13 protein-coding genes are annotated in these 22,791 nt (G+C 65.1%); 8 read left to right on the top strand and 5 right to left on the bottom strand.

All coding sequences use genetic code 11. The features are described from left to right. Positions 1-67: 67 nt before the first annotated feature. Entirely contained in the window at positions 68-1,783 is a 1,716-nt protein-coding gene (gene ggt, locus ACQVBX_RS17220) for a gamma-glutamyltransferase (protein ID WP_431635669.1), read from the bottom strand. A gap of 469 nt (positions 1,784-2,252) precedes the next feature. Between ggt and ACQVBX_RS17215 the strand changes: the two genes are divergently transcribed. After that, on the top strand, positions 2,253-3,155 hold the full coding sequence (locus tag ACQVBX_RS17215) for a lipase family protein (protein WP_431635667.1): 903 nt from the start codon (positions 2,253-2,255) through the stop codon (positions 3,153-3,155). Between the two features lie 224 nt (positions 3,156-3,379). Here the strand turns inward: ACQVBX_RS17215 and ACQVBX_RS17210 are convergent, their stop codons facing one another. Next, positions 3,380-8,914: a putative Ig domain-containing protein gene (locus ACQVBX_RS17210; protein ID WP_431635665.1), complete on the bottom strand. Its 5,535-nt coding sequence runs from the start codon at positions 8,912-8,914 to the stop codon at positions 3,380-3,382. Between the two features lie 277 nt (positions 8,915-9,191). Here ACQVBX_RS17210 and ACQVBX_RS17205 point away from each other — a divergent pair, with 277 nt between their 5' ends. The 4 genes from ACQVBX_RS17205 to ACQVBX_RS17190 are packed head-to-tail and all read left to right on the top strand — an operon-like array spanning position 9,192 to position 11,401. Then, positions 9,192-9,701, top strand: a complete 510-nt coding sequence (locus ACQVBX_RS17205) for a phage tail protein (RefSeq protein ID WP_431635662.1) — start codon at positions 9,192-9,194, stop codon at positions 9,699-9,701. A 16-nt stretch (positions 9,702-9,717) separates the two neighbouring features. Beyond that, positions 9,718-10,245 carry a phage tail protein gene (locus tag ACQVBX_RS17200; protein ID WP_431635660.1) on the top strand — a complete coding sequence of 176 codons (528 nt, stop codon included), beginning with the start codon at positions 9,718-9,720 and terminating at the stop codon, positions 10,243-10,245. Positions 10,246-10,299: 54 nt separating this feature from the next. After that, on the top strand, positions 10,300-10,836 hold the full coding sequence (locus ACQVBX_RS17195; RefSeq protein WP_431635659.1) for a phage tail protein: 537 nt from the start codon (positions 10,300-10,302) through the stop codon (positions 10,834-10,836). A gap of 1 nt (position 10,837) precedes the next feature. Continuing rightward, on the top strand, positions 10,838-11,401 hold the full coding sequence (locus tag ACQVBX_RS17190) for a GNAT family N-acetyltransferase (RefSeq protein ID WP_431635657.1): 564 nt from the start codon (positions 10,838-10,840) through the stop codon (positions 11,399-11,401). On the opposite strand, the gene ACQVBX_RS17185 is transcribed toward ACQVBX_RS17190, so the two are convergent. After that, positions 11,394-11,687 carry a DUF6916 family protein gene (locus tag ACQVBX_RS17185; protein WP_431638223.1) on the bottom strand — a complete coding sequence of 98 codons (294 nt, stop codon included), beginning with the start codon at positions 11,685-11,687 and terminating at the stop codon, positions 11,394-11,396. The two genes, ACQVBX_RS17190 and ACQVBX_RS17185, sit on opposite strands and share 8 nt — an antisense overlap. A 292-nt stretch (positions 11,688-11,979) precedes the next feature. On the opposite strand from ACQVBX_RS17185, the gene ACQVBX_RS17180 reads away from it, so the two are divergent. The 3 genes from ACQVBX_RS17180 (at position 11,980) to ACQVBX_RS17170 (ending at position 15,417) form a co-directional block, all read left to right on the top strand. Next, positions 11,980-12,372 carry a hypothetical protein gene (locus ACQVBX_RS17180; RefSeq protein ID WP_431635656.1) on the top strand — a complete coding sequence of 131 codons (393 nt, stop codon included), beginning with the start codon at positions 11,980-11,982 and terminating at the stop codon, positions 12,370-12,372. Between the two features lie 473 nt (positions 12,373-12,845). Further along, the gene (locus ACQVBX_RS17175) at positions 12,846-14,594 is read left to right on the top strand and encodes a hypothetical protein (RefSeq protein WP_431635655.1); all 1,749 of its coding nucleotides are present in this window, start codon (positions 12,846-12,848) and stop codon (positions 14,592-14,594) included. Between the two features lie 208 nt (positions 14,595-14,802). Then, complete coding sequence (locus tag ACQVBX_RS17170; protein ID WP_431635653.1) at positions 14,803-15,417, top strand: hypothetical protein; 615 nt, start codon at positions 14,803-14,805, stop codon at positions 15,415-15,417. 233 nt (positions 15,418-15,650) lie between these two features. On the opposite strand, the gene ACQVBX_RS17165 is transcribed toward ACQVBX_RS17170, so the two are convergent. Both ACQVBX_RS17165 and ACQVBX_RS17160 read right to left on the bottom strand, forming a co-directional pair. Beyond that, the gene (locus ACQVBX_RS17165; protein ID WP_431635652.1) at positions 15,651-16,052 is read right to left on the bottom strand and encodes a hypothetical protein; all 402 of its coding nucleotides are present in this window, start codon (positions 16,050-16,052) and stop codon (positions 15,651-15,653) included. A gap of 269 nt (positions 16,053-16,321) precedes the next feature. Beyond that, positions 16,322-22,780, bottom strand: a complete 6,459-nt coding sequence (locus tag ACQVBX_RS17160) for a YDG domain-containing protein (protein WP_431635651.1) — start codon at positions 22,778-22,780, stop codon at positions 16,322-16,324. Between the last annotated feature and the right edge of the window lie 11 nt (positions 22,781-22,791).

The following is a 22,791-nucleotide window of genomic DNA, read 5'->3' as shown; positions in this document are numbered from 1 at the left end:
GATGCAGGCTCACCCAGATTTCCCGGAACTGAGCCTGCCCTCGACTTTTTGGCCGCTAAGTCACCCATCAATAGCCAGCGGCGAGTCCAGCGGGGCGGCGAGGGTCGTTGGCGCCTTCCAGCAGGCCGGTCTTCGGATTGAGCAGGATCGCCTCGACCGCGCCACCGCTGAACGATTTGAACTGGTAGCCCATGGCTTCCAGCGCCCGCTGCGACTCGGGCGTGAGCAGGCCCTGGCCGGCGTACACCACATCCGGATACCACTGGTGGTGCACGCGCGGCGCGTTGACCGCCTGCTGCATATTCATGCCGAAGTCGACCACGTTGAGCATGCTTTCCAGCGTAGACGAGATGATGGTGGCGCTGCCCGGGCTGCCCGTGAGCATGAACGGCTTGCCGTCGCGCAGCACGATGGTCGGCGTCATCGAACTCAGGGGTCGCTTGCCCGGTTCAACCTGATTGATCACCCCCTGCACCAGGCCGGCACCGTTGGCCACGCCCGGCTTGCCGGTGAAGTCATCCATCTCGTCGTTGAGGAAGAAGCCCGTGTCGCCGGCAATCTGCTTGTTACCGAACAGGTAGTTGACGGTGTAGGTGACGGCTACGGCGTTGCCGTCCTTGTCCACCACGGAGTAATGCGTGGTGTGGTTGCCTTCGGGGGCGCCAAGGCTGCCCTGGATTTCCGACGACGGGGTGGCCTGGTCCGGCTCGATGGTGGCGCGAAGCTTCGCCGCGTGCGCGTCGGAAAGCAGCGTGTCGATCGGGTTGCGTACGAACGCCGGGTCACCCAGATACGTATTGCGGTCGGCAAACGCACGACGCTCGGCCTCCACCAGATAGTGCACGCTGTTGACCGAGCCGTAGCCCCACTTGCCAAGCGGGTAAGGCTTGATGATCTGCAGGATCAGGCACAGCGTGGTGCCGCCCGAACTCGGCGGCGGCGCCGAGACCACGGTGTAACCGCGGTACTCGCACTGAATCGGCTTCTCCCACTGCGCGGTGTAATCGGCAAAGTCGCGCAGCGACAGGATGCCGCCGTTGGCGTCGCTGGCCTTGACCACGGCCTGGGCGATCGGCCCCTGGTAGAACGCCTTGGTCCCGCCGTGGGCAATCTGTTCCAGTGTGTGCGCCAGGTCTTTCTGCACCAATCGCTCGCCCACCTTGAAGGGTTTGCCGTGGCTGAGAAAGATCGCCGCGACGTTGGCGTGCTTCGCGAACTCGTCGGTGCTGGTGTCGAGGCTGTCGATGTCGCCCTGCTGGAGTACGTAGCCATCACGAGCCAACTTGATCGCCGGCGCCATCACCTGCGCCAGCGACATCGTGCCGTGGGCTTTCAGCGCGGTGGCGAACCCCATCACCGTGCCCGGCACACCTACGCCGAGATAGCTGTCGGTGCTGCGTCCTTGGACGACGTTGCCGTCGGCATCCTGGAACATCGTGGGCGTGGCCTTCGCCGGCGCCTTTTCGCGGAAATCCAGAAACAGGTTGCGACCGTCCTTGAGGTGGAGCGTCATGAACCCGCCTCCGCCGATGTTGCCGCAGCACGGGTGTACCACGGCCTCGGCGAAACCGACCGCCACGGCAGCGTCCACCGCATTGCCGCCGCGCTTGAGAATGTCCACGCCCACCATCGTGGCCAGGTGCTGCGCACTGACGACCATCGCGTGCCTGGCCGTCACCGGCCTGGCGCTCTGCAGTGCCTCCCGCGTGCTGACAGGCTCGCGACCGGTCTCGTCGGGATTGACGTTCTGGGCAACGGCCGGGGCGCTGAGCGCGGCGAGCATCGCTACGCCGCAAGCACGGCCGCTCCATCGCCTCGCCAAATGGAGCGCACCAGCGCGGTCGGTTGGCGTAACGTCGGATTGCGCTGTGCTGGGACTGGGCATGTGCGTTCTCGATAGGGATCGAACCCAGCATAGCGTTGCTTGCGCACATAGCGCAGGTCGTATCGCGGCCAACGCCGAGTTCGCAGCTTCAGCAGGGGTGCGTGGGAGCGGCAGGTCCGTCTATCGACGAACTGGGGAGCTGCGCATTGGCGAGAAACGGTGCTCCGCCTTTGTGATCGCGCCAGGATCTCCTTCAGGGGCACGCACTTCACGCCATGGGAGGGCAGCAAACTGCGATCTCGGTTCTTACCCCAGCTCCCACACGGACGCCCGGAAACGTGCTGTGATGTTGGGGATGCATCGGACCGCGGCGAGCACGCGGGCGTCGTCCCCGTGAATGCATCGACGGATCATAAGGAGATGTCCCATGAGCACTGCTTTACCCCAAAGCCTGCCGATGTACTTCCCGCCCACCTTCATCCTTAGCGAGGCGGCCATCTGCGCCTCTCAGGTGTTGACGGCTTACGACCAGTACAACCAGTGGCTGGCGCAGAACTCGCCTTCGCAACAGGATTTCAACTGGACCCCGAACGGGCTTGGCTTCAGCTACAGCGCGCCGCTGTGGGCCACCGTGACGATTACCGTACTCGGGCATACGTTCGATTATCCCGAGCCATTTGGCTTCGTCTCTTGGGACGATACCGGCAATGCATTTGTGGTGTTCCGCGGCACCATGAGCAAGGCGGATGCAGTAATCGACACCGAGGTGGATCAAACCGCATACGCGCTGGCCGCGGGCTTCGGCAATGTGCAGATCGGCTGGCACAACGTCTACACCAGCGCCAGCCCCGCACTGCTCGCCCAGCTGGCCTCCATCGGCGCAGTCAGCCGGCTGTTCTTCACCGGCCACAGCATGGGCTCGGCCCTCTCCACGCTGGCGGTGCCGGACGTGGCCACCAACTCGTCGATCCCACCGGGCAGCAGCCGCAGCTACGTGCACTACAACTTCGCCAGCCCGCGCGTGGGCGACGTGGCATTCGCCCAGGCCATGAATGGCGGTGCCGTGCCGACCTTCCGCGTGGTGAACACCGAAGACCTGGTGCCCGACGTGCCGCCGCCGTTGCTCGGTTCCACCGTGTACCAGCACATCGGCACGCCGGTGGACTTCACTGCCGAGTACCTCACCACCGACGGCAATCACAGCATGGCCGACTGCTACTGGTACGCCATCAACCACGTCACCCAGCCGCAAGGTCCGGTATCGGCAGCATCCTTCGCGCAGCCGGTGCGCTCCGATGGCAAGGTGGTCAGCTTCGAACCAGCCAGCTGATAGGCCGCGCGTCGCGGCATGTCGCCTCGCCACGCGTCCGATCCTGAAGCGCGCCAGGGGCTGTCGACGGCTCTGCCCGCCACACCAGCCAGGGATGGCAATGAGCGCGCAGCGCGATAGCGCTGCGTCGACTCCAATTGGGAAACGCGCCGGCCCCGTCCGCCCCATCCACACGCGACGTTCTGCAGAACGGCCGGCGACGGTCTCCGCCACCGGCCGCCCCATCAGGGTTGCAAGGCCTTCTGGATGCCCAGCTGGATGCTCTGGTTGTCGCGGCTCGTGTTGTCGATCAGCGCCTGGTACTCGGCACGCAGCGACCACCCTTTGTACGTCTGCAACGTGAAACCGGCGCCCAGGATGGTGTGGTTGCGCGACTGACGGCTGAGCGTGGCCTGGTAGAGCGGTCCGGTCAGCAAGTCGGCGTAGCGCATGGTTGCCACGCTGGCACCTTGCATGTCGTGCCCGAACTCTGCGCGCAATTGAGGCGTCCACATACCGTAGTCGCGCTTGACCGACCATTGCGCCAGCAGGCCCAGATTGGCTGTACTGGTCTTGACCGTTTGCCCCTCGTAGCGCAGCGCGAATACCGCGTCGCCCGTTTCTGTGTAGCCGTCGAGCGCCGCGCGAGCCACGTCGAGTCGCCCGTAGGGCGTCAGCATCATGTCCTTCGCCTGGTGCTGATAGCCGACCGAGAGCGAAGCGAACCACTGCTTACCATCGCGACTGCCGTGGACCGTGTTGCCGTTGTCGGTGACGAATCGACGGGCGTCGAACCGTAGCCACTGATAGCCAGCAAGGGCGTCGACGTAGATCGCCTCGCCTGGCTGATAACTACCGTAGACCGCGACGTTGTAGCTATCCACGGCGCTTCGACTGCCGTGCTGGCCAACGTCAGACACATCATGGCCGTAACCCGCGCCCACGCCCAACGTCAGGGCCTGCGACACCTGCTTGTCCGCGCCCAGGCTCAGGCCCGAGGTGGTGAAGTCGATGCCGTTGTCGCTCGCGCCCGGCTGAAGCTTGCCAAAGTTGACCGCACCGCCGGCCCAGAACGACACACCGCCCGGGGCCGCGTTACCGCTGACACTCGGGTTGGTCATGGCGCCATCCGTGGGCATCAGGAACGGATCACCCGCCGAGCCCATACCTTGCCGGCCATCGATCGTCAGTGGCTGGCGGCGCATGCTGCTGGCCGAACTCATGGTGATGCCGTTGGAGAAGCCGCCACGACTACCACCGTTGTGCAGGCTCTCCAGGCGGCGCTGGAAGTTGTTGATCTGGCCGATCGCCATTCGATGCGTCGCTTCGGCCTGGGCGTCGAGCACGCCGGTCACTTCCGGATCCTTCGAGGGGTCGCGGCGCAACTCGACGGTGATGTCCACCGTGCCTGGCTCGGAGGTGGCGAACGCATTACTCAGCGTGTAGGTGACCTTGGCGACCCCGCCGAACGTCGCCGCGGGAGTGAAGGCCAGCGTATAACCGCCGTTGGACGAACTGACCGTAGCTGTGCCCGCATTTGCCGGTGTGATGGACACCACGTTGGCAGCGGTGAACGGGCCCCCGCGAGCCGCCGTGGTGAGGTCCACCTGCACCGTGACGCCGGCCATCGTCTTCGCGGTCAACGCGGGAGCAACTGGGCGTGGATTCACCGCCAGCGTGACGTGCGCCGGCTGCGAGGTGCCGAAAGCGTTACTCAGCGTGTAGTCCAGGCCGAACGTACCGGAGGCATTCGGATCCGCGGTGTAGACGATATCGGTGCCCTGCACCACCGCTGTTCCCGAGGTGGGTGCGGAGGTGATGGCCGCACCGGTGAAGGGACCGTTGGTCGCGCCCGCCGCCGCATGGATGGTGACGGACTTGCCGGCCAGCACCTTGGCAGTCTGCGCAGCCGCCACCGGCACCGCACCCGGAACCACGGTGATCGATACCGTCGCGGCGCCGGAGGTGCCGCCGGGCCCTGTCGCCGTGTATTTCAGCGTCTCGCTGCCGAAGTAGTTGGCCGCCGGGCTGTACACCACATCGAGCCCACTGACGGTGGCGGTACCGTGCGCCGGTTGCTGCGTGATGGCGATGCTGGTGATCGGGCCACTGTCGTTTGCGGTCACGGCAATCGTGACGTGACCATTCGAGTTGACGCTGGCGGTGTCGTCCACGGCAACCGGCACCGGCTGGTTGATGCCGAGCGTGTAAGCCTGCGAGCCCTGGAAACCGTGTTGATCGGTTGCCGTCACGGTGATGTTGAAGCTGCCCGCAGCGGTCGGCGTGCCGGAGAGCGTGCCGGCCGCACTGAGCGTCAGACCTGCCGGCAGCGCGCCTGTCGTCACCGCAAAGGTGTAGGGCGCCACGCCGCCGCTGGCAGTGAGCGTCTGCGCATAGGCCTGAGCGACCTGGCCACCCGGCAGCGTGGCCGGTGCCAGCGCGATCGTCGGGGCGGCGACTGTCAGCTGGTAGGCCGTGTCGGCCGTCTGGGTCGCAGCGTCCGTCACCCGAAGCGTGAAGTTGAATGTGCCGCTCGCCAGGGGTGTTCCAGACAGCACGCCCGACGAAGAGAACGTCACGCCAGTCGGCAGCGCGCCGCCGACCAAGCTGAAGGTGTACGGCGTCGCCCCGCCGGAAGCGGTGATGGTCTGCGAATAGGCGGTCTCGGCAGTGGCACTGGGCAGCGGCGAGGCCGTGCTGAATGACACGGCACCGCCGGGCACCACGATGGCGAAGGACTGCGTTACCGATGGCGCAGGCTGGTAGGCGCCGTTGCCCGACTGATCCGCCTGAATGGTGCACGTGCCCGGCGCCACGGTCGTGAGCGCGCCCGCTGAGGTCACGGTGCAGATTGCGCTGGTGGTCGAGCTGAAGCTCACCGTCAATCCCGAACTGGCCGAGGCGACCATCTGCGGCGACGTGCCGAAGTTCTGCGAACCGGGGTTGTTGAACGTGATCGTCTGCGTGCCGAGCGGGGTAACGCTATTGGACGCGGCGGAGGCGCTGCCCGTACCGGCGCTGTTGGTGGCGGTCACCGTGAAGGTGTAGGCCGTACCGTTGGTCAGGCCGGTCACGGTGATCGGGCTCGTTGCCCCGGTACCGGTGATGCCACCGGGATTGGAGGTCACGGTGTAGCCGGTGATGGTCGCGCCGCCGTTGCTCGCCGGTGCCGCGAAAGACACGGTGGCCTGCGCGTCACCTGCGCTGGCGGCACCGATGGTCGGCGCACCCGGAACCACCGCGGCCACCGTGAAGCTCTGCGTGACCGTCGGCGCCGCGAGGTAAGCGCCATCACCGGCCTGATCCGCCGAGATGGTGCACGTACCGGCCGAGAGGAAAGTCAACGCACCACCGCTGGTGATGGTGCAGACACCGGTGGTCTGGGAACTGAAGGTCGGCGTGAGTCCGGAGCTGGCCGTGGCGCTCAGTGTCGGTGTGGTGCCGAAGTTCTGCGTGCCAGGGTTGTTGAAGGTGATGGTCTGGGCGCCCTTTGGCGTGACGGCGTTGGACGGTGTCGACGCGGGCCCGGTGCCCGCAGTGTTGGTCGCAGTCACAGTGAAGGTATAGGCCGTGCCGTTGGTCAGGCCGGTCACCGTAATCGGGCTGGCCGACCCCGTGGCGGTGAAGCCACCGGGGCTGGAAGTCACCGTATAGCTGCTGATCGGCGCGCCGCCGGTATTCGTCGGCGCCGCGAAGCTGACGGACGCCTGGGTATCTCCCGCCGTGGCGCTGGCTCCGGTGGGTGCGGCCGGTGCGATGGCCGTCACGTGCACCGTATAAGCCTGGTTACCGGTAAAGCTGTCCGCATCGGTGGCCGTGGCGGTAAAGCTGAAGTCGCCCGCGATGGTCGGCGTGCCAGACAAAGTGCCGCCGGCGCTGAGGGTCAGGCCGGGCGGTACGCTGCCGGTGGCAGCGAAGGTATATGGCGCCGTGCCACCAGAGGCAGACAGCGTCTGGCTGTAAGCCGCGCCTACCGTCGCATTCGGCACGGTGCCGGGAGCAACCGTGATCGCCGGCCCGTCGATATGCAGTGTGTAGCTCTGAGAACCGGTGTATGGCGCGGCTGCGCCGGTGGTCGAATCGGTCGCCGTGATGGTGATCGGGTAATCACCCGCCTGGGTAGGAGTACCGCTCAACGCACCCGTGCTCGACAGCGAGAGACCGTTCGGCAGGCTGCCTGTCGTCACTGCATAGCTGTAGGGCGCGGTGCCACCCGAGGCCGTGACGGTCTGGCTGTACGCAGTGTTGAACGTACCGTTCGGAAGCGTCGCCGGGGCGATCAGGATCGTCGGCGCATCGACTACCAGCGTCACTCCCGATCCGATGGAAAACGGTCCGGTGCCGGTCGAGCTGTCCGTCGCCGTCACGGTGAAATTGAACGTGCCGGCCGCGGTCGCGGTGCCGCTGAGTGTGCCGTCGCTGGCCAGGGCCAGCCCTGTTGGCAGGGAACCGGAAGTCACCGCGTAGGTATACGGCGCGGCACCGCCGCTGGCACCGGCGATGGAGTGGCTGTATGCCACGCCAGCAGAAGCATGAGGCGGGGCAGCTGGCGTATAGACGAGGGTCGGCGGGGACACCGTGATGGTCACCGTAGCCGGTGACGAGGTACCGGCACCGTTGGTGGCGGTGTAAGTAAAGCTGTCGGGGCCGGCGTAACCGGTGGTTGGCGTATAAGTGATCGAGGCGCCGCTGGCCGTGGCCGTGCCGTGCGACGCAGCCGTCCCGATGGCCACCGAAGTGGCCGCACCGCCGGTGATGTTCAGCGTGACCGGATTGCTGGCGCTGTCATAGGCCACCGTCGCGCTCACCGAGTTGGCGACCGGCGGGATGTTCTGCACCGTGATGCTCAGATTGACCGACTTGAAGTACGGCCCACCCGGGCCCGGACTGGCGTCGGTGACCGTCAGGCTGAAGTTGTACGTGCCAACCGAGGTGGGCGTGCCGCTGATGGTGGTGCCGCTGAGCGTCAGGCCAGGGGGCAACGCGCCGCTGGTCGGTTGCGAATATGTGTACGGCGCCAGCGCGCCAGTCGTATTCGCATTGAGGTTGTAGCTGTAGGGCGTATTCAACGCAGCGGTGGGCGGTGCGGCGACCGTGATTCCCGAAGAGGGATTGGGCACCGTGACGGTGTACGACTTGGTACCGGTCGTACCGACATTGTCGGTGACGGTGATCGTGGCGGAATACGAGCCGGCCTGGTTCGGCGTGCCGCTGATGGTGCTGCCGGAGAGGCTCAGGCCCGAAGGCAACGAACCGGCGGTCAAGGCGTAGCTGTAGGGCGCCACGCCGCCGGTTGACGAAAGGCCTTGCGAATAGCTGGTACCCACATGCGGCGTAGGCAGCGAGGCCGGGGAGACGGTAATGGGGCTGGTCGCCGCGCCGATCGCCACGTTCACGGTAAACGGATTGCCGCTCGCATCGGCCACGACAAACGAGTCGCTGGTCGCGCCCAAGCCATCGTTGGTGTAAGTGATGACACCGGCTGGCGCATCGACGCTGACGGTGCCATGGCTCGGGCTGGTCGTGTTTCCGCTTGGGTAAGGATTGAGGCCAAACGGATCGCACGTCGTGCCGACGTTGATCGTGATGGTTCCACCTGCCGCCATCGGCGAGGTCGAAGGAGTCGTGTTCGCATCGGGAACGTTGAACGTTCCGCAGGCTGCATGGGCCGCACCAGGGGCCATGACCAGCAGTGCCATCAGCATCAGCCAGGCCCGCGGCGAACCAAACAACGACGAAAGGCGCGCCAGGGCGCGCTGCATGGGCGAACGATTGGACATGACCCCTGACTCCCTGTTCCACGTCCACCGCGGCGCCGCGGGCTGGAACGCTTCACTCACAAAGATTGATTGCTGCAGCCTTCCGCGGCCGCCCCCTGTTCAGCGCGATGCCTCCGGTCGAGGCTGACCGCCGATGCTCCGCCCCACCTGCTTCTCGCGCAAGCACTTTCCGGCGCATTGTCCCTCCCAGCGCCGATTGCTTGTCAAGCCTCAGTGACTGCGCCAGAGTAGCGCCGCGCTGCGCCAGGAACGGCGCGCATCCACAAAGGGGGAATCTATGTCAGAGCCATACATGGGGCAAATCACGCTCATGTCGTTTCCGTTTGCGCCAAAATATTGGGCGGCGTGCAACGGACAAATCCTGCCGATCAACCAGAACCAGGCGCTTTTTTCCCTGCTGGGCACGAGCTACGGCGGAAACGGCGTCACCAATTTCCAGCTCCCCGATCTGCGCGGTCGCACGCCCTACGGCATGTCGGACCAGAACCCCATAGGCCAATCCGCCGGTATCGAAAACGTCACCTTGCTCGGCACGCAGATTCCGCAGCACATGCATCTGGCCGGTTACAGCACGCAGGCGGGTGCCGTGCGCAATCCAACTGGCGCGCTCTATGGCGACACGGGTTCGGCCACGCCTATCTACGCCGGGGCCGGCGGCTCTCAGGTACCGCTGAACCAGACAACGATCGGTAGCTCCGGTCAGAACCAGCCGCATTCGAACATGCAGCCGTACTCGGTGCTGAACTTCTGCATCGCGTTGTCCGGCGTTTACCCTTCACGCACCTGAGCCAGGAGATCGAGCCATGGATCCTTATGTCGGCGAAATCCGCCTGCTGCCTTACAACTTTGCACCGCTGAACTGGCATGACTGCGACGGCAGCCTGCTGCCCATTTCCGAGTACGACACGCTCTTCAACCTGATTGGGACCACCTACGGCGGCGACGGCCAGAACACGTTTGCGCTGCCGGACCTGCGTGGCCGCCTGCCCATCCATCAGGGCACCGGCCCTGGGTTGAGCACCTACTCCATGGGCCAGCTCGCGGGCACGGAAACCATCACGCTCACATCTGGCCAGATGCCGGCGCATACGCACACGGTGGTGGAAACCAGCGGCGTTGCAACCACCGGCACTCCCGGAGGCAATGTCGAGCTGGGCGCTATCAGTGGCGACTCCATGTACACCAGCGACATTTCGGGGCTTACCCCGTTTGCAGCAGCAAACACCATGATCGGCTCCGCCGGCGGCAATCAGCCGCACGACAACACCATGCCAACCTTGACCGTGCGGTTCTGCATCTCGCTGTACGGCATTTACCCGAGTCAGGCGTAGTCCCCAGGACTGCGTCGTGAATCATCAAGGATCAAGGATCAAAAGGATCTCACCATGAGCGAACCCTTTCTCGGGCAGATACAGATCTTCGGCTTCAACTTTGCGCCGAACGGCTGGGCGCTGTGCGCCGGCCAGATCATGCCCATTTCCCAGAACACCGCACTTTTCTCTCTGCTTGGCACCGTCTATGGCGGCGATGGCAAAAGCACGTATGGACTGCCCAATTTTCAGGGTTCTGCGGGCTGCGCTGTCGGCCAGGGACCGGGCCTGAGCGATCGGTACCTCGGTGAAACGTTCGGCTCCGAGAACGTCACGCTCCTCACCAACGAAATGCCGATGCACAGTCATGGGTTCAACGTGTACAACCAGGGCGACGCCAGCAAGCGGCACGGCACGCCGGTCTCGGGGGATGCGCTTTCGGCACCGGGCACCATCACACCCTTCGTAGCTGGAACGCCGCCAGTCGGCGGCAATTTTCCGACGACGATGGTGATGCCGGCAGGCGGCAGTCAGCCGCATGCCAACCAGCAACCCTATCTCTCGCTCAACTTCTGCATTGCGCTGAGCGGAGTGTTCCCGCAGCGCCCTTGAGATGGAACCTTTGCCCGCTTTCCCCAGGTCGGCGATGCCGACTTGGCTGGCGGAAGCGCTGACATCGCCGCACGCATCGGTCACGCTGCGTGCGGCCGAGAGTTACGACCTGCCCTCACTGCGCGTCCTCTACGCGCAATCGCGCGAAACCGAACTGGCGCAAATGCCATGGCCACCCGAAGCCAAACGGGCTTTTTGCGATAGCCAGTTCGACCTGCAGCATCGCCACTACGTGTCACAGTACTCGCCTGCCGCGGCGTTCCTCATCGTCTTGCAAAAGCAGCAACCGATCGGGCGGCTCTATCTGCACTGGTCTGCAGACGAGTTGCGTATCGTCGATATCTTGATTGCCAGCACGTCGCAGCAACAGGGCATAGGGTCCGCATTGCTGCAGCGCTTGCAGGAGGCAGTGAGCAAGGCCACGGTGGCCACGCTCAGCCTGCATGTCGAGCTGCACAACGGCGGAGCCTATCGCCTCTACCGGCGCCTCGGCTTTTCAGAAGTTGAAAGCCGGGGAGGCTATCTGCGCATGAACTGGCAGCCCGATCACGGACAACTCAGTTGAAGACAGCCTGATAGATGAAGCCCTCTCGGTCACGCGCGATCGGCACCAGGAAAATGCCGAATTCGCCCAGGCCGTCGTGCTTCATGCTGTAGGTGCGCTGCGGAAACAGAATGGCCGCCTCGTTGCGAAACAGCAGCGAGAAGGGCTCGCGCATCATGCCGGCCATCGGCTTGGAAGGCAGCGGCCTCGCCTCCACCAGCACGAACGGCACGTTCTCGTGCTCGATATCGACCTTGAAGGTTTCGTTGAGATGCGCCGCAAAATGGTCGAGACGAAACAGCTGCATGGACTTCCTCCCTAATCGGGCGAGGATGCCGAAGCGGCGCGCTGCTTTCAACAAGCCTTGATGCCGAAGCGGCGCCCGGCCCTCAACAAGCATGGGCTGGCGACACCAGCCGTCGACAATTCTTCCTTGCTTTTTCGCACTACTGGATAGGAAGCGCTCGCGCCGATCGCCTCACCGCAAACTCGTGCGACAGCCGGTTGGCACTGGCCCGATGTTTCCGGAACGCCGACGTCCGGCGATCGCCCGGCACCGCCCCCGCAAGCGCTTTGGAAAACCACAAGGAAGAGCAGCAGTGCAGAACGCGTATTTCATCATGACCCCGGGCGCGCAGTTGGACACCTACGTCAAGTACGGACATCACGGCGCAAAGGGCAATTATTTCAAGTTCGGCGACACGAACGCCTTCACCACGCTCGGCGTGCGCGGGGGCTACACCACGCACAATCCCGATTTCGGCGTGGCAGGGGTGATCACCAATCAGATGGCAGCCCACAACCTGGGCACACGGATCAAGAACGACATCATCCTCAGCGGCCTGCATCCGATTGTTGGCACGGAGTGGTTCTCGGTGGAAACCACCGCGGCATGGCAGCTGTTCCGGCTGATCATGAATCACTACGACGGAGCCATCGTCAACGACGGCAACTACGGAGCTTTCCGCACGGCGGTGCTCAATTTGCTCTAAGCACCATGCGGGAGTGCAGGCCTGGAGGCAGCCAGATACTGCTCCACTTCGATGCGAATCAGGCATGAGCGTTTCGCCAGCCATACGGATGGCGCCCGCTCTGCATCACCTCCTTGCGTTTGTATCGGGGGTACTCAGCCCATGCGGCCGCGCGCTGGCATTCGCAAATCGCAAGATCTCACATGCCCGCTATTTCCTATTGCTGCCGTCCGCAGCCTCAGGCTAATAAGTAATTGGCTACAGGGGGCCAGACCGAATGCATCCAGCACAGGCTTGAACGCGGCTGCGCGCCACGTCGCTCACCCATACACCATAGTGATCCGCCCGCACGCGCGGTGCACGGGCAGGTGTGTGGCCACGCCGTCATCGAGTGCCCGATGCACGGTGTACGCGTCACGGCACATGCGCGGTTCTTTCCATCGAACCGCAGGGAAGCAGAACCACTACGCATAACGCCCAGGAAAGGGGAACCCATGAAAACTCGCTCTAACCGTCAGCGGGCCGCCGTCATTTCCGCGATCGTCGCCGCCATCACCGTCTGCCTGGTCGCTCCGGCGACCGCAGCCACCCACTCCCAATCGCAGAAAACGGCGCCGCACATCCTGCCGGTGCAGATCAGCCCGAACGTGCCCAGCGACATTCCAGGCGGTGCCAGCAATGCCTCGCTGAGCCAGGCGGCCATCTTTGCCTGGGAAGAATTCATCGCACTGAACTGGCCCGCGGTGGCGCAGAACGGCGCGCCCGGCACGCGCGACACGCCCGACACCACCAAGTATTTCGGCGACCCCAGTTACACCGGTCCGCTGGCGTGGCACACCTATCGCAACAAGGTGGAGATTTTTCCCGGCGCCGGTTTGCCGGCAGGCACGACGGCGAGCAGTGGCATGAACCCGCCCTACCAGTGCAACTACGACGCAGCACCGCAATACAACTACGCAAGCACCGCCACCACTCACGTGGTTCCCAGCGGTCCCAACCCGCCCTGGATCAATGCCGACGAGAACAGCCAGATCGGTCTGGATCACATCTTTGCCGGCGTGGCCAACGGCACCGCGACACCACTCAACAACGAGATCCTGTTCCTGGCCAAGGGCAACCGGGTGGACTTCGACTATGTGTGTCCGAAGGGCTGGTGGTCGACCGACACGTCAGGACCGTACATCAAGGCCACCAGGGCTTATATCCAGCAGCAAGGCAAGGACCCGACCCCGGGCTCGAGCACGCTGGTGAGCTTTCCCTACGGCACCATCGAGCTCAAGGCGGCCTGGCGTCGCCTCGGCTCAAGCGAGGATCCCAGCCGCTTCTACACCACCAAGGTGCGTTACTACGCCAAGAACACTACCAACGGCGTCACCCAGATCGTCCCCGTCGACGAGACACTGGCCCTGGTCGGCCTGCACATCATCCAGAAGACGCCCTCGGCGCCGTACTTCATCTTCGCTACCTTCGAGCAGACCGACAACATCCTCGACGCCAGCGGCCAGCCGGTGGAGGACGCGAACGGCACGCTGCTCAAGCCGGCGGCCAGCGCGTTGACCCCGGCCATCGAGTCGGTCAACGCCACGGCAAAGGCGGGCCAGTCGTTCAAGTACACCGAGGGCGAGTTCGGCGATGCGGGCCCGCAACTCAACTACGCCAACGTGCCCAACAGCGGCCTGGTGACCGGCACCATCAAGGTGAACACCCGCAAGCACGCCATTCCGCAGGACATCATCACCGTCAACCAGGAAGCCCACCAGGCCATCGCCACCTACATGGCCGCGCACTTCCCGGCAGGCACCAAGACACCGTGGGCCTACTACAAGCTGGTGAACGTGCAGGCCAAGCCGATCGACAAGCCGGTGCCCGGCCAGACCTACACCGGCGCCGACGCCGCCACCTACTACCAGGCCAACAGCACCATCGAGACCGACTACGACCTGCAGGTCTTCAGCGGTCAGTTCTATCCCTACGGCAGCTCGCTGCCCGAGGGTGAAGGCGGCACGTTGATCAACACCATCACCGACTTCAACGCCGATGGCAGCCCCTTCAAGAACGTGGCGCACGCGGGCCACACCTTCAACATGGGCGGATGCATGGGTTGTCATGGCAATGCCCAGCACGGAGGGTCGGACTTCAGCTTCATTCTCGCCGGTGGCCGCGACACTACGCCGGACACCGCTGGCACCGTCGAGCCAGTGCTGCTCAACAAGGTCGTCCGCTACCTGAAGAAAACCAAGTAGCTCGCGCCTGATTCGTCGATAGACAGGGCAGGCCCACTTCGCAGATCCTTGCAAGTGGACCTGCCCCAAGTCGTTCAGTTCTGACTGGCTTGAATCGACGAGAACGCTCAGACATTTCAGATCATTTACAAGTATCGAAGGACTTGCTTGCACTTCGCGGCGTAGAGGATCAGCTATCCGTTAGCTACTCCACATGGAGGTCATGATCATGAAAGCACCATGGGTTTTGAGCGCGGCGTTGCTGGCGCTTTGTGGCTGCACGGCGGTGGACAAGCTCACCGGCATGGGGGTGGTGTCGCAGCGCGTTTCGGCATCGGATCACGCGACCATCATCGATGTGTCGCCGAATGCCCTTTACGATCCCGGAAGCGCGCGCGGTACACCGCTGCGGCTGGGAGCGCGCTGGGCGAGTGACGCGCCACAGTCGGTGACACTGGTGTTGTCTTACGAGTCAACGGTCTCGAGCGATGCGCCCACGGTGCAAAGCTTCGAGACCCTGCAGATCAGTATCGACGGCCAGGTATCGTCGTTCCCCTCTGGCAAACCCAGTGATCTCAGCAGCGGCTTCTCCAATGCCGTCTCGCACACGATCCGAACCTCCAGCAGGGGCGAAGTACTGATCCCCTATGCGCTTCTTAGGCGGATGGCGACGGCAAAGGACTGCTGGCTGCGCGTCATCGGCAGCGACTACCAGGACGCCAAGTTCTCCGCGGACCATCTTCCGGATGGCAAGCCCACGGCCATCGTGTCCATTCGGGAATTCATGACCAAGGTGGATGCGGCTCGGGCCAGCGGTAGCGGGACGCCTCAGCGGGCCGGTTGATGGCGTTCGTGTCCATGCCAGGGAAGGTGCCGCCTGAAACACATGCCGCCTCTATCTCGCGCGGCGGGGCGCTCTGCCGGCCCGTCGAGAGCTGCTCTCTCGTCACCGGCACGCCGACCAGCGCCGGCCTTGAACGCGGCGTGGAGCGCACGAACCGGGCATCATGTCGGTGCGAGTCGACGGATCCCTGGCCGCCTCAACTGAAGCATCATCTTTTACCGCATCAAGAACGCTTACGTTGGCCCACCCGCGCTCATCAACGCATAGAGAGCGATGCCCATGCTGATCGACAAGAGCCACAGTGCCAGACCCTCGTAGATCTTCTCGGCCTTCTTCGCCGACGCATACGACGACCGTGGCTTGGCTATCCGCAAAACCCGATGCGTTTGCCTGAGGCGGTCCACAAGCGAGTACTGCGCCAGAAAAGCCAGCAACGCCGCCAGGAACATCATGCTCGTGGCGATCATGATCTTGACGAAGAATCGCTTGTCACCCTCGACGAACTGCACCAGCGCGATCAAGCCGCCAGCCGCCGTCATGGCAATGGTCCCGAGCTGCTTCAGGTAGTCGTATGACAGGCCGGCCGCCGTATCCAGGCCGACCTGTTGGGTGTCGTCTTTAGAGGGCGTTTCCACAGGTGCTCCGGAGGAGATGTTGCGACGCCTAACGTTCGAGTTAAGCCGCACTCTGTGTCAAGCAATCCTGGATCGAGGCCGATCGGTCGTGACATCCCCCACGCGGGGGATGTCACCGCCCCTCAACTCGACCCGGACGGCCAGAAGCCGCCATCAACCGATCGTTGGCCAAGCAGCCAAATTCAATCAGCCACGTCCCCTTTTGCCGGCGCGGCGGCATGGGACTGCCGCCGTTGCTCATGCGCTTCGACCTGTCCGACTCGCCTGTCTCAGCGGGTGAAGCCGAGCACCAGTGCATGCACCTGTTGGGGATGGATGCCTGCCTGCCGTCTCAGGGCGGAGAGGCTGTACGCGACCAGCGCGTCCCGACCGAGCTTGGCTGCGTTCGCCGACGCCACGACGTGCAGGGTGCCGTCCTGCAACAACTCCATGTGGAGCGAGGCGGTCTCCTTCTCGCCGACCTTGACCTGAGTCGAAGCCCGCAAACGCACCGGCTGCTCCAGGCTTGGCGCGGCGTCGCGCTCACCGGACACCGAGTGCAGCGCCAGGCTGTCGCCCAGGTCGTCCACCCGGAACCGATCGACCGTCTGCCCTTCCTCGGTGAACACGGGCAGGATCGTGATACGCGGCTTAGCCAAAGCATCGCCAACCAGCGAGATAGTCACGCCATCGCCGTTACGAAGCATCTGGTCCATCGTCGCATCGCCGGCATCGCGTCCACTGGCACTCGTACCCGCCGCGTCGCTCGCATCCCCATCGCCCGCACCGTCATGGCCTGCGTCATTCGCGACACCGTTGCTATTGGCTCTGGCGTTGTCTGCACCCTGGCCGCCGCTGGCGAGCGTACCGGCTCCCGCGCCCGTGGCGGCCGAGCCGCTGCCGCCACCATCTACACCGCCAACAGCCGCCGGATCCAGCGAACTGGCACCCAGATGAGGTTGTGCGGAGCCGGCCAGATCGCCCATCGCACCGGTGGATGCTGCGATCGCGCCTGGCGAGGTGCCTGCGGCTGTATCGCTCGTACCGGGCTGCGTACCGTTGCCGCCCAGAGACGATTGTGAGATTGCATCCACGGCGTTGCGACCCGGCAGGTCACTTATCCCCGCAACTGCCTGCTGGTGCGCGTTGACCAGCGCATAGTTGCCTGCATCCGTACCGCTTAGGGACAGCGCGATCTGCACCGTCTTGTTCGCGCCGGTTCCGCTGGTGTCGAACTGGCCCTGCCCCTGCAACGCCACGTCGTCACCGTCGACCAGCCCCTGCAGAGGTGGGAGCACCAAGGTTGCATCGCCGTTGCCGTCGAAGCGCTTATCCACCACCGCCACCGTGCCGGCATCGATCGACTTGGGCGTGATGTCGCCCGTGGACGATGCGGTGGTGCTCGCCAGCTGGTAGTTGCCGGCGTCGCCGCCGCTCAGGCCCAGCGATACATCGACGTGCTTGCCGGTGCCGGCGTTCTTGTCGTCGTACAGGCCGGTCAGATCGAGCGACAGGTCGTCGCCACCCACCACGCCGACCAGGCCGGTACTGTGGACCGTCGCGTCGCGGTTGCCGTCGTAGACCTTGCCCGCCACGCTCAGCGTGCCGGCATCGATCGTCTTGCGCGTAATGTCGCCCGTGGACGATGCGGTGGTGCTCCCCAGCCGGTAGTTGCCGGCGTCGCCGCCACTGAGGCCCAGCGATACATCGACATGCTTGCCGGTGCCGGCGTTCTTGTTGTCGTACAGGCCGGTCAGATCGAGCGACAGGTCGTCGCCACCCACCACGCCGACCGGGCCGGTGCTGTGGACCGTTGCGCCGCGGTTGCCGTCGTAGACCTTGCCCGCCACGCTCAGCGTGCCGGCATCGATCGTCTTGGGCGTGATGTCGCCCGTGGACGATGCGGTGGTGCTCGCCAGCCGGTAGTTGCCGGCATCGCCGCCGCTCAGGCCCAGCGATACATCGACGTGCTTGCCGGTGCCGGCGTTCTTGTCGTCGTACAGGCCGGTGAGATCGAGCGACAGGTCGTCGCCACCCACCACGCCGACCGGGCCGGTGCTGTGAACCGTCGCGTCGCGGTTGCCGTCGTAGACCTTGCCCGCCACGCTCAGCGTGCCGGCGTCGATCATCTTGGGCGTGATGGACGCGGTACTGGCGCGCGGGTTGGCCGTGGTCGCATCGAGAACATAGTTGCCCGCGTCGTCGCCGCTCAAAGTGGCGCTGACCACGACGTTCTTGTTGTCGCCGACGTTCTTGTCGGTGAAGGCGGCCTGGGCATCCAGCCACACCTTGTCACCCGCAATCAGGTTGTTCGGCGACACGCTCGCCAACGATGCGTCGGTGGTGCCGTCATAGACCTTGTCCTGCACCGCCACGCCCACCGTGACGGTGCGCCTGTCGATGTCAGCGTAGGTCGCGCCGTCCACCGCGTAGTTGCCCGCGTCGGTGCCGGCAAGGCTTACGCCGGTGACATTGACGAGCTTGCCCGTACCGGCATTCCTGTCGGCGAAGGTGACACTGCCGGTGTCGAACGAGACGCTGTCGCTACCGATCACGCCATCCAGAGTCACGCTACCGGCCAGCTGGGCCGCAGTGGTCCCATCGTAGATCTTGTCCTGGACCGAGCCGGCGCCCAGGCTGATCGTTTTCTTGGTCACCGTACCGATGGCGCCACTGGCGCTTGTGCTGGCGAGCGTGTAGCCGTAGACGCGCACGCTGCCATTGCTGGTGCCGCCGATATCCAGACCGTCCATGGTGACGGTCTTGCCGCTACCGACGTTCTTGTCGTCGTAGTGCGACGTACCCTTGTTGACGACCACCGTGTCCCCGTCGATAGCGCCGTTGAGCGACAGGCCGATGTCATCCGAGCTGGCCGCATCGGTGCCGTCGTAGACCTTGTCGGCCGAACCGGTCAGGGTCACGCCGATGGTCGGCGCGACGGTGTAGAGAAAGCCGCTGCCGTTGTCGAGCACGGTGTCGGCGGTGCCGGCGTCGTACTGCTTGAACTCCGCGGCCAGTCCGCCACGGGTGTCGTTGAGCGGCGAGGTGGAATAGACCAGCCAGCGACCCTGGTCCGCGCTCACCGCCGTGGCGCCGACATGGTTGATGAAGTTGCGCCCCGCGGCGAGCAGCACGGCGGTCTGCGCTGCTCCGCTGTTGCCGGCGTGCACGGCGTTATTCAGCACCAGGTCGGAGCTCGCGCCCGCGGCGCGCACGTCCACGGCGCCGGTGGCCTCGATACCGTCCAGGCCATCGACGCTGCCCACGCTCAGGGTACGGCCGTTGGTGAACGAAAGGCTGCCCACGTCGGCAGCGATCCGGCCAACCTGGTGGGTGCTGGCATCCAGATCGACCGTGCCACGGGAACGCAGCGCCAGCGCGTCCGCGGTAATGACGCCACTGCCCTGGATGCCGGCGCCCGCCGTGTCATTGAGCGCCACTGTCTGCGCGGCGGTCACCGCGTGATCCAGCTGCAGACCGCCCTGATCCACGTTGAGGTAAAGACTGCCAGTATCGACCTGCATGTCGCCAAGCTGCTGCAGGGTGCCGGCATCGATCTGCATGCGGTTGCCGACGCTGACGTCGAAGTCGTCGACCGTCACGTCGATGTCGCCCGCCGCCACGTTAAGCGTGTCCAGGCCGTTGAAGCGCGTCAGCGCGGCGCTGCTCAATACGGTGCCGGTGCCGCCCAGCGAGAAGGTGGCGCTGTTGTCGAGGGCGAACGTCACCGTCGCGTTCGACTGGTGGCCCAACACGACGGAACCCGCTCCAAAGCCCTTGCCGGCCGTGGCCTGGAGGGTGCTGCCGGAGTCGGCGAAGTCGATCGACGAGCCCAGGCCGAGCGTATCCCGCGCCTTCAACGCCACGGTCGCGGTCTTGCCGGACTGGATGCTCAGGCCGGCCAACCCGTCCACCGCGCCCAGGCTCCAGTTGCTGCTGGCGCTGGTGATGGTGCTGTCGCCGCCCACGTCCAGGCCCAGCGTGGTGAAGTCGAAGGTGTCGTCGCTGATCGTAGCGCCGCCGCCAGCGGTGATCGCTAGGCTGGCGGCGGAAACACCACCGGCCACGCCGATCACCTGCCCGCCGCTCTTCAGGTGCACCGTGGTTGCACCGGTGCTGATGTCGCTGTCGAACACGAGGTTGCCGCCGTCGCTGCGGCCCACCTCCAGCGTGGCCGCATCGACCTCGCCGATCGAGGCGTTGCTGAGCCCGGAACCCAGATGCAGTTCGTTGGACGCCGTAGACTGGCGGATGGTCACCTTGCCGGCACCGCTCCTTGCGGTCACCGCCTTGCCGATGTTGATGTTGTCGCCGGTGAGGATCACGTCGCCGGTGGTAGACAGGCTGCCCAGCGAAATGTCCACATTGCGGTTGACCAGCTCGAAGCTGCCGGTAGCGTTGAAGCTGTAATCGCCCGAGACGCTGATGGTTCCGGTGCCGTCTTCGCGGCCGATGGTGAGGTTCTTGATGCCGGGCAGCTTGTTCAGCGTGGCGGCGGAAGCAAAGCCACTGGCGTCGCCCAGCACCATGCTGGTGGAGGCGTCGTAAGGCTCCAGGCGCATGGAGGCGGTGCTCAGGTTCTGCAGCGTCGCCGAGCCCCAGTCGATGGCGTTGGCGCGCAGCACCAGCACACCGCTGCCCGTGTTGAGGTTGACATTGACCGCACCGAAATTGATGTTGCCGTCGGTGTAGATGCTGGCGTTGCCGCCCATGGTGAAGGCGGTATCGATATTGACGTCGCCGCTGGCGCTGAGCAGGCCGTTGAGCACCTTGTCGCCGGTGGTGTACGAGCCGTCGGCCTTGAAGAAGATGCGCCCGGCGCCCAGCAGCATGTCCGAGTTCAACGTGACCGCGCCGCTGCCGGTGGACAGGTACAGGTTGCCGCCATTGGTATTGATCGGCGAGTTCAGCGTCAGGTCGCCGCCACCCATGTTGTCCGAGTCGCCCCAGATACGCACGTAGCCGCCGTTGGTGGTCAGTGCGCCGCCGACCGAGATGCCGTCGGCACCGTAAAGGGTGATCGAACCCGCGCCGGGCGTACCGTCGCCGGGCGTGCTGACGTTGTGAGTGGGAAGCGTAGCCGGATTCGTGCCGGTGCCGTGGGCGACAAGGTTTGCCACGTTGGTGAGGTAGCCGCTGCCGGTGCGGCCACTCTGCATGTAGATGCTGCCGGTGCCGAACACTTCGATGGTGTTGTTCTTGTTGGCGAAGTTGATCGTGCCGCTGGTGTTCTCCAGACGCAGGCTGACGTTGTTGGCCATCGTGAGGTGGCCATCGCCGCCATTGAGGCTCAGGTCCGCAACGGTGATGCCGCTGTCGGCCTGCAGCATGACGTTGGCGGTCTGCGCCTCCAGGTCACTGACATACACGGTCGATCCCGTGATGTCGCCGCTGCCGACGCCGGCCTGGATGGTGAGGGTGGTGGGGTCGAGCAACAGGTCGCCGGTAGCGCCGTTCGTCGCGCGTGCGTCGGTGCGGCCGCTGTAGGCCAGGTCCTGCTTGCCAGAGACCTCCGCACGGCCGCCATCGCCGCCCTGGGCACCGCCCGTGATGTCGATCCGTCCAGCGAAGTGGGTGCTGCCGTCGGACCAGAACACCACTTCGCCACCGTCACCGCGCTTACTGGCGCTGGCGTCGACCGATACGCTGTTGTCCACATCGACGCGGGTGGCGTTGTGCAGCGACGCATCGTGGCCCTGCCAGCCGCCGCCCACGTGAATGGCGCCGCCGCCGAGCGCGCCGCTCGCATCGAGCCGCGCCCCACCGTCCAGCACCAGGCGATCGCCGAGCAGGTCGATGCGACCGCCCTTGCCGGATGCCGAGCTGGCATCGAGCTGGCCGCTGACGTTGACCTGGCCGTTGTCACCGCCGTCGAGCAGGATGCGCCCGCCCTGCGCGCTCAGATCGGTGGCCTCGATCACGCCGTCCATGTTGATCACGCTGGAGTGCAGCGCACTGGCACCGCGTGCGCTGAGCAGCACTGCGTTGCCCTGAATCAGGCCGCTCTGCGCGATCTGGGCCTGCAGCGCACCCTTCTCCACCGCCAGCGACAACAGGCCGTCCTGATCGAAGTCCAGCGCTACCTGATCGCCGGCGGCCAGACCGACCTGGTCGGCGCGGATGGTGCCGGCATTGCCCACCACCGGTGCCAGCATGGCTACCACGCCGCCCTGCGCACGGATCGTGCCTTCATTGCGCACGGCGCCCGCGGCGCCCGCGGCGGCGAAGCGCGCGCGGCCAGCCAGGAAATCGCTGTCGCTGATGCCCAGCGAGCTGGCCACCAGCCCGCCCACATCCACCTGCGCGCCTTTGCCGAAGTACACGCCGTTGGGGTTCACCAGCCAGACCTGACCGTTGGCGCTGAGCTTGCCCAGCACCTGGCTGGTTGTCCCACCGAGCACGCGGTTGAGCGCCACGGCGCTGCTGTTGGGCTGCTCGAAGCGCACGCTGGCGTCGCTGCCGATGTCGAAGCTGGTCCAGTTGAGGATCGCGCGCTGGCTGTCCTGGTGCACGGTCAGGTCGGCGCCGTGCTGATTGAGCTGGACGTTGCCGGCGACAACCTGCGCGCCGCTGGGCAATGCGGTGGTATCCGTGGCGTAGACCGACAGCGGCATGCCACCGATCGCGATGGCAGCAGCGGCAGCGCGCACGATGGCGCCCGCGCGCTTGCCACGGCGCTTGGCGATCTCGGCAACGGCCACGTAGGCGCCGCGCATGTCGTCCCAGATCAGGCGGTAGGTATGGTTCATGGAGTAAGTCC

This window comes from Dyella thailandensis (assembly GCF_050749815.1).
Taxonomy (GTDB): Bacteria; Pseudomonadota; Gammaproteobacteria; order Xanthomonadales; family Rhodanobacteraceae; genus Dyella_A.
Note: the sequence above shows the minus strand (reverse complement) of the source record. Positions and strands in the feature narration are given on the sequence as shown.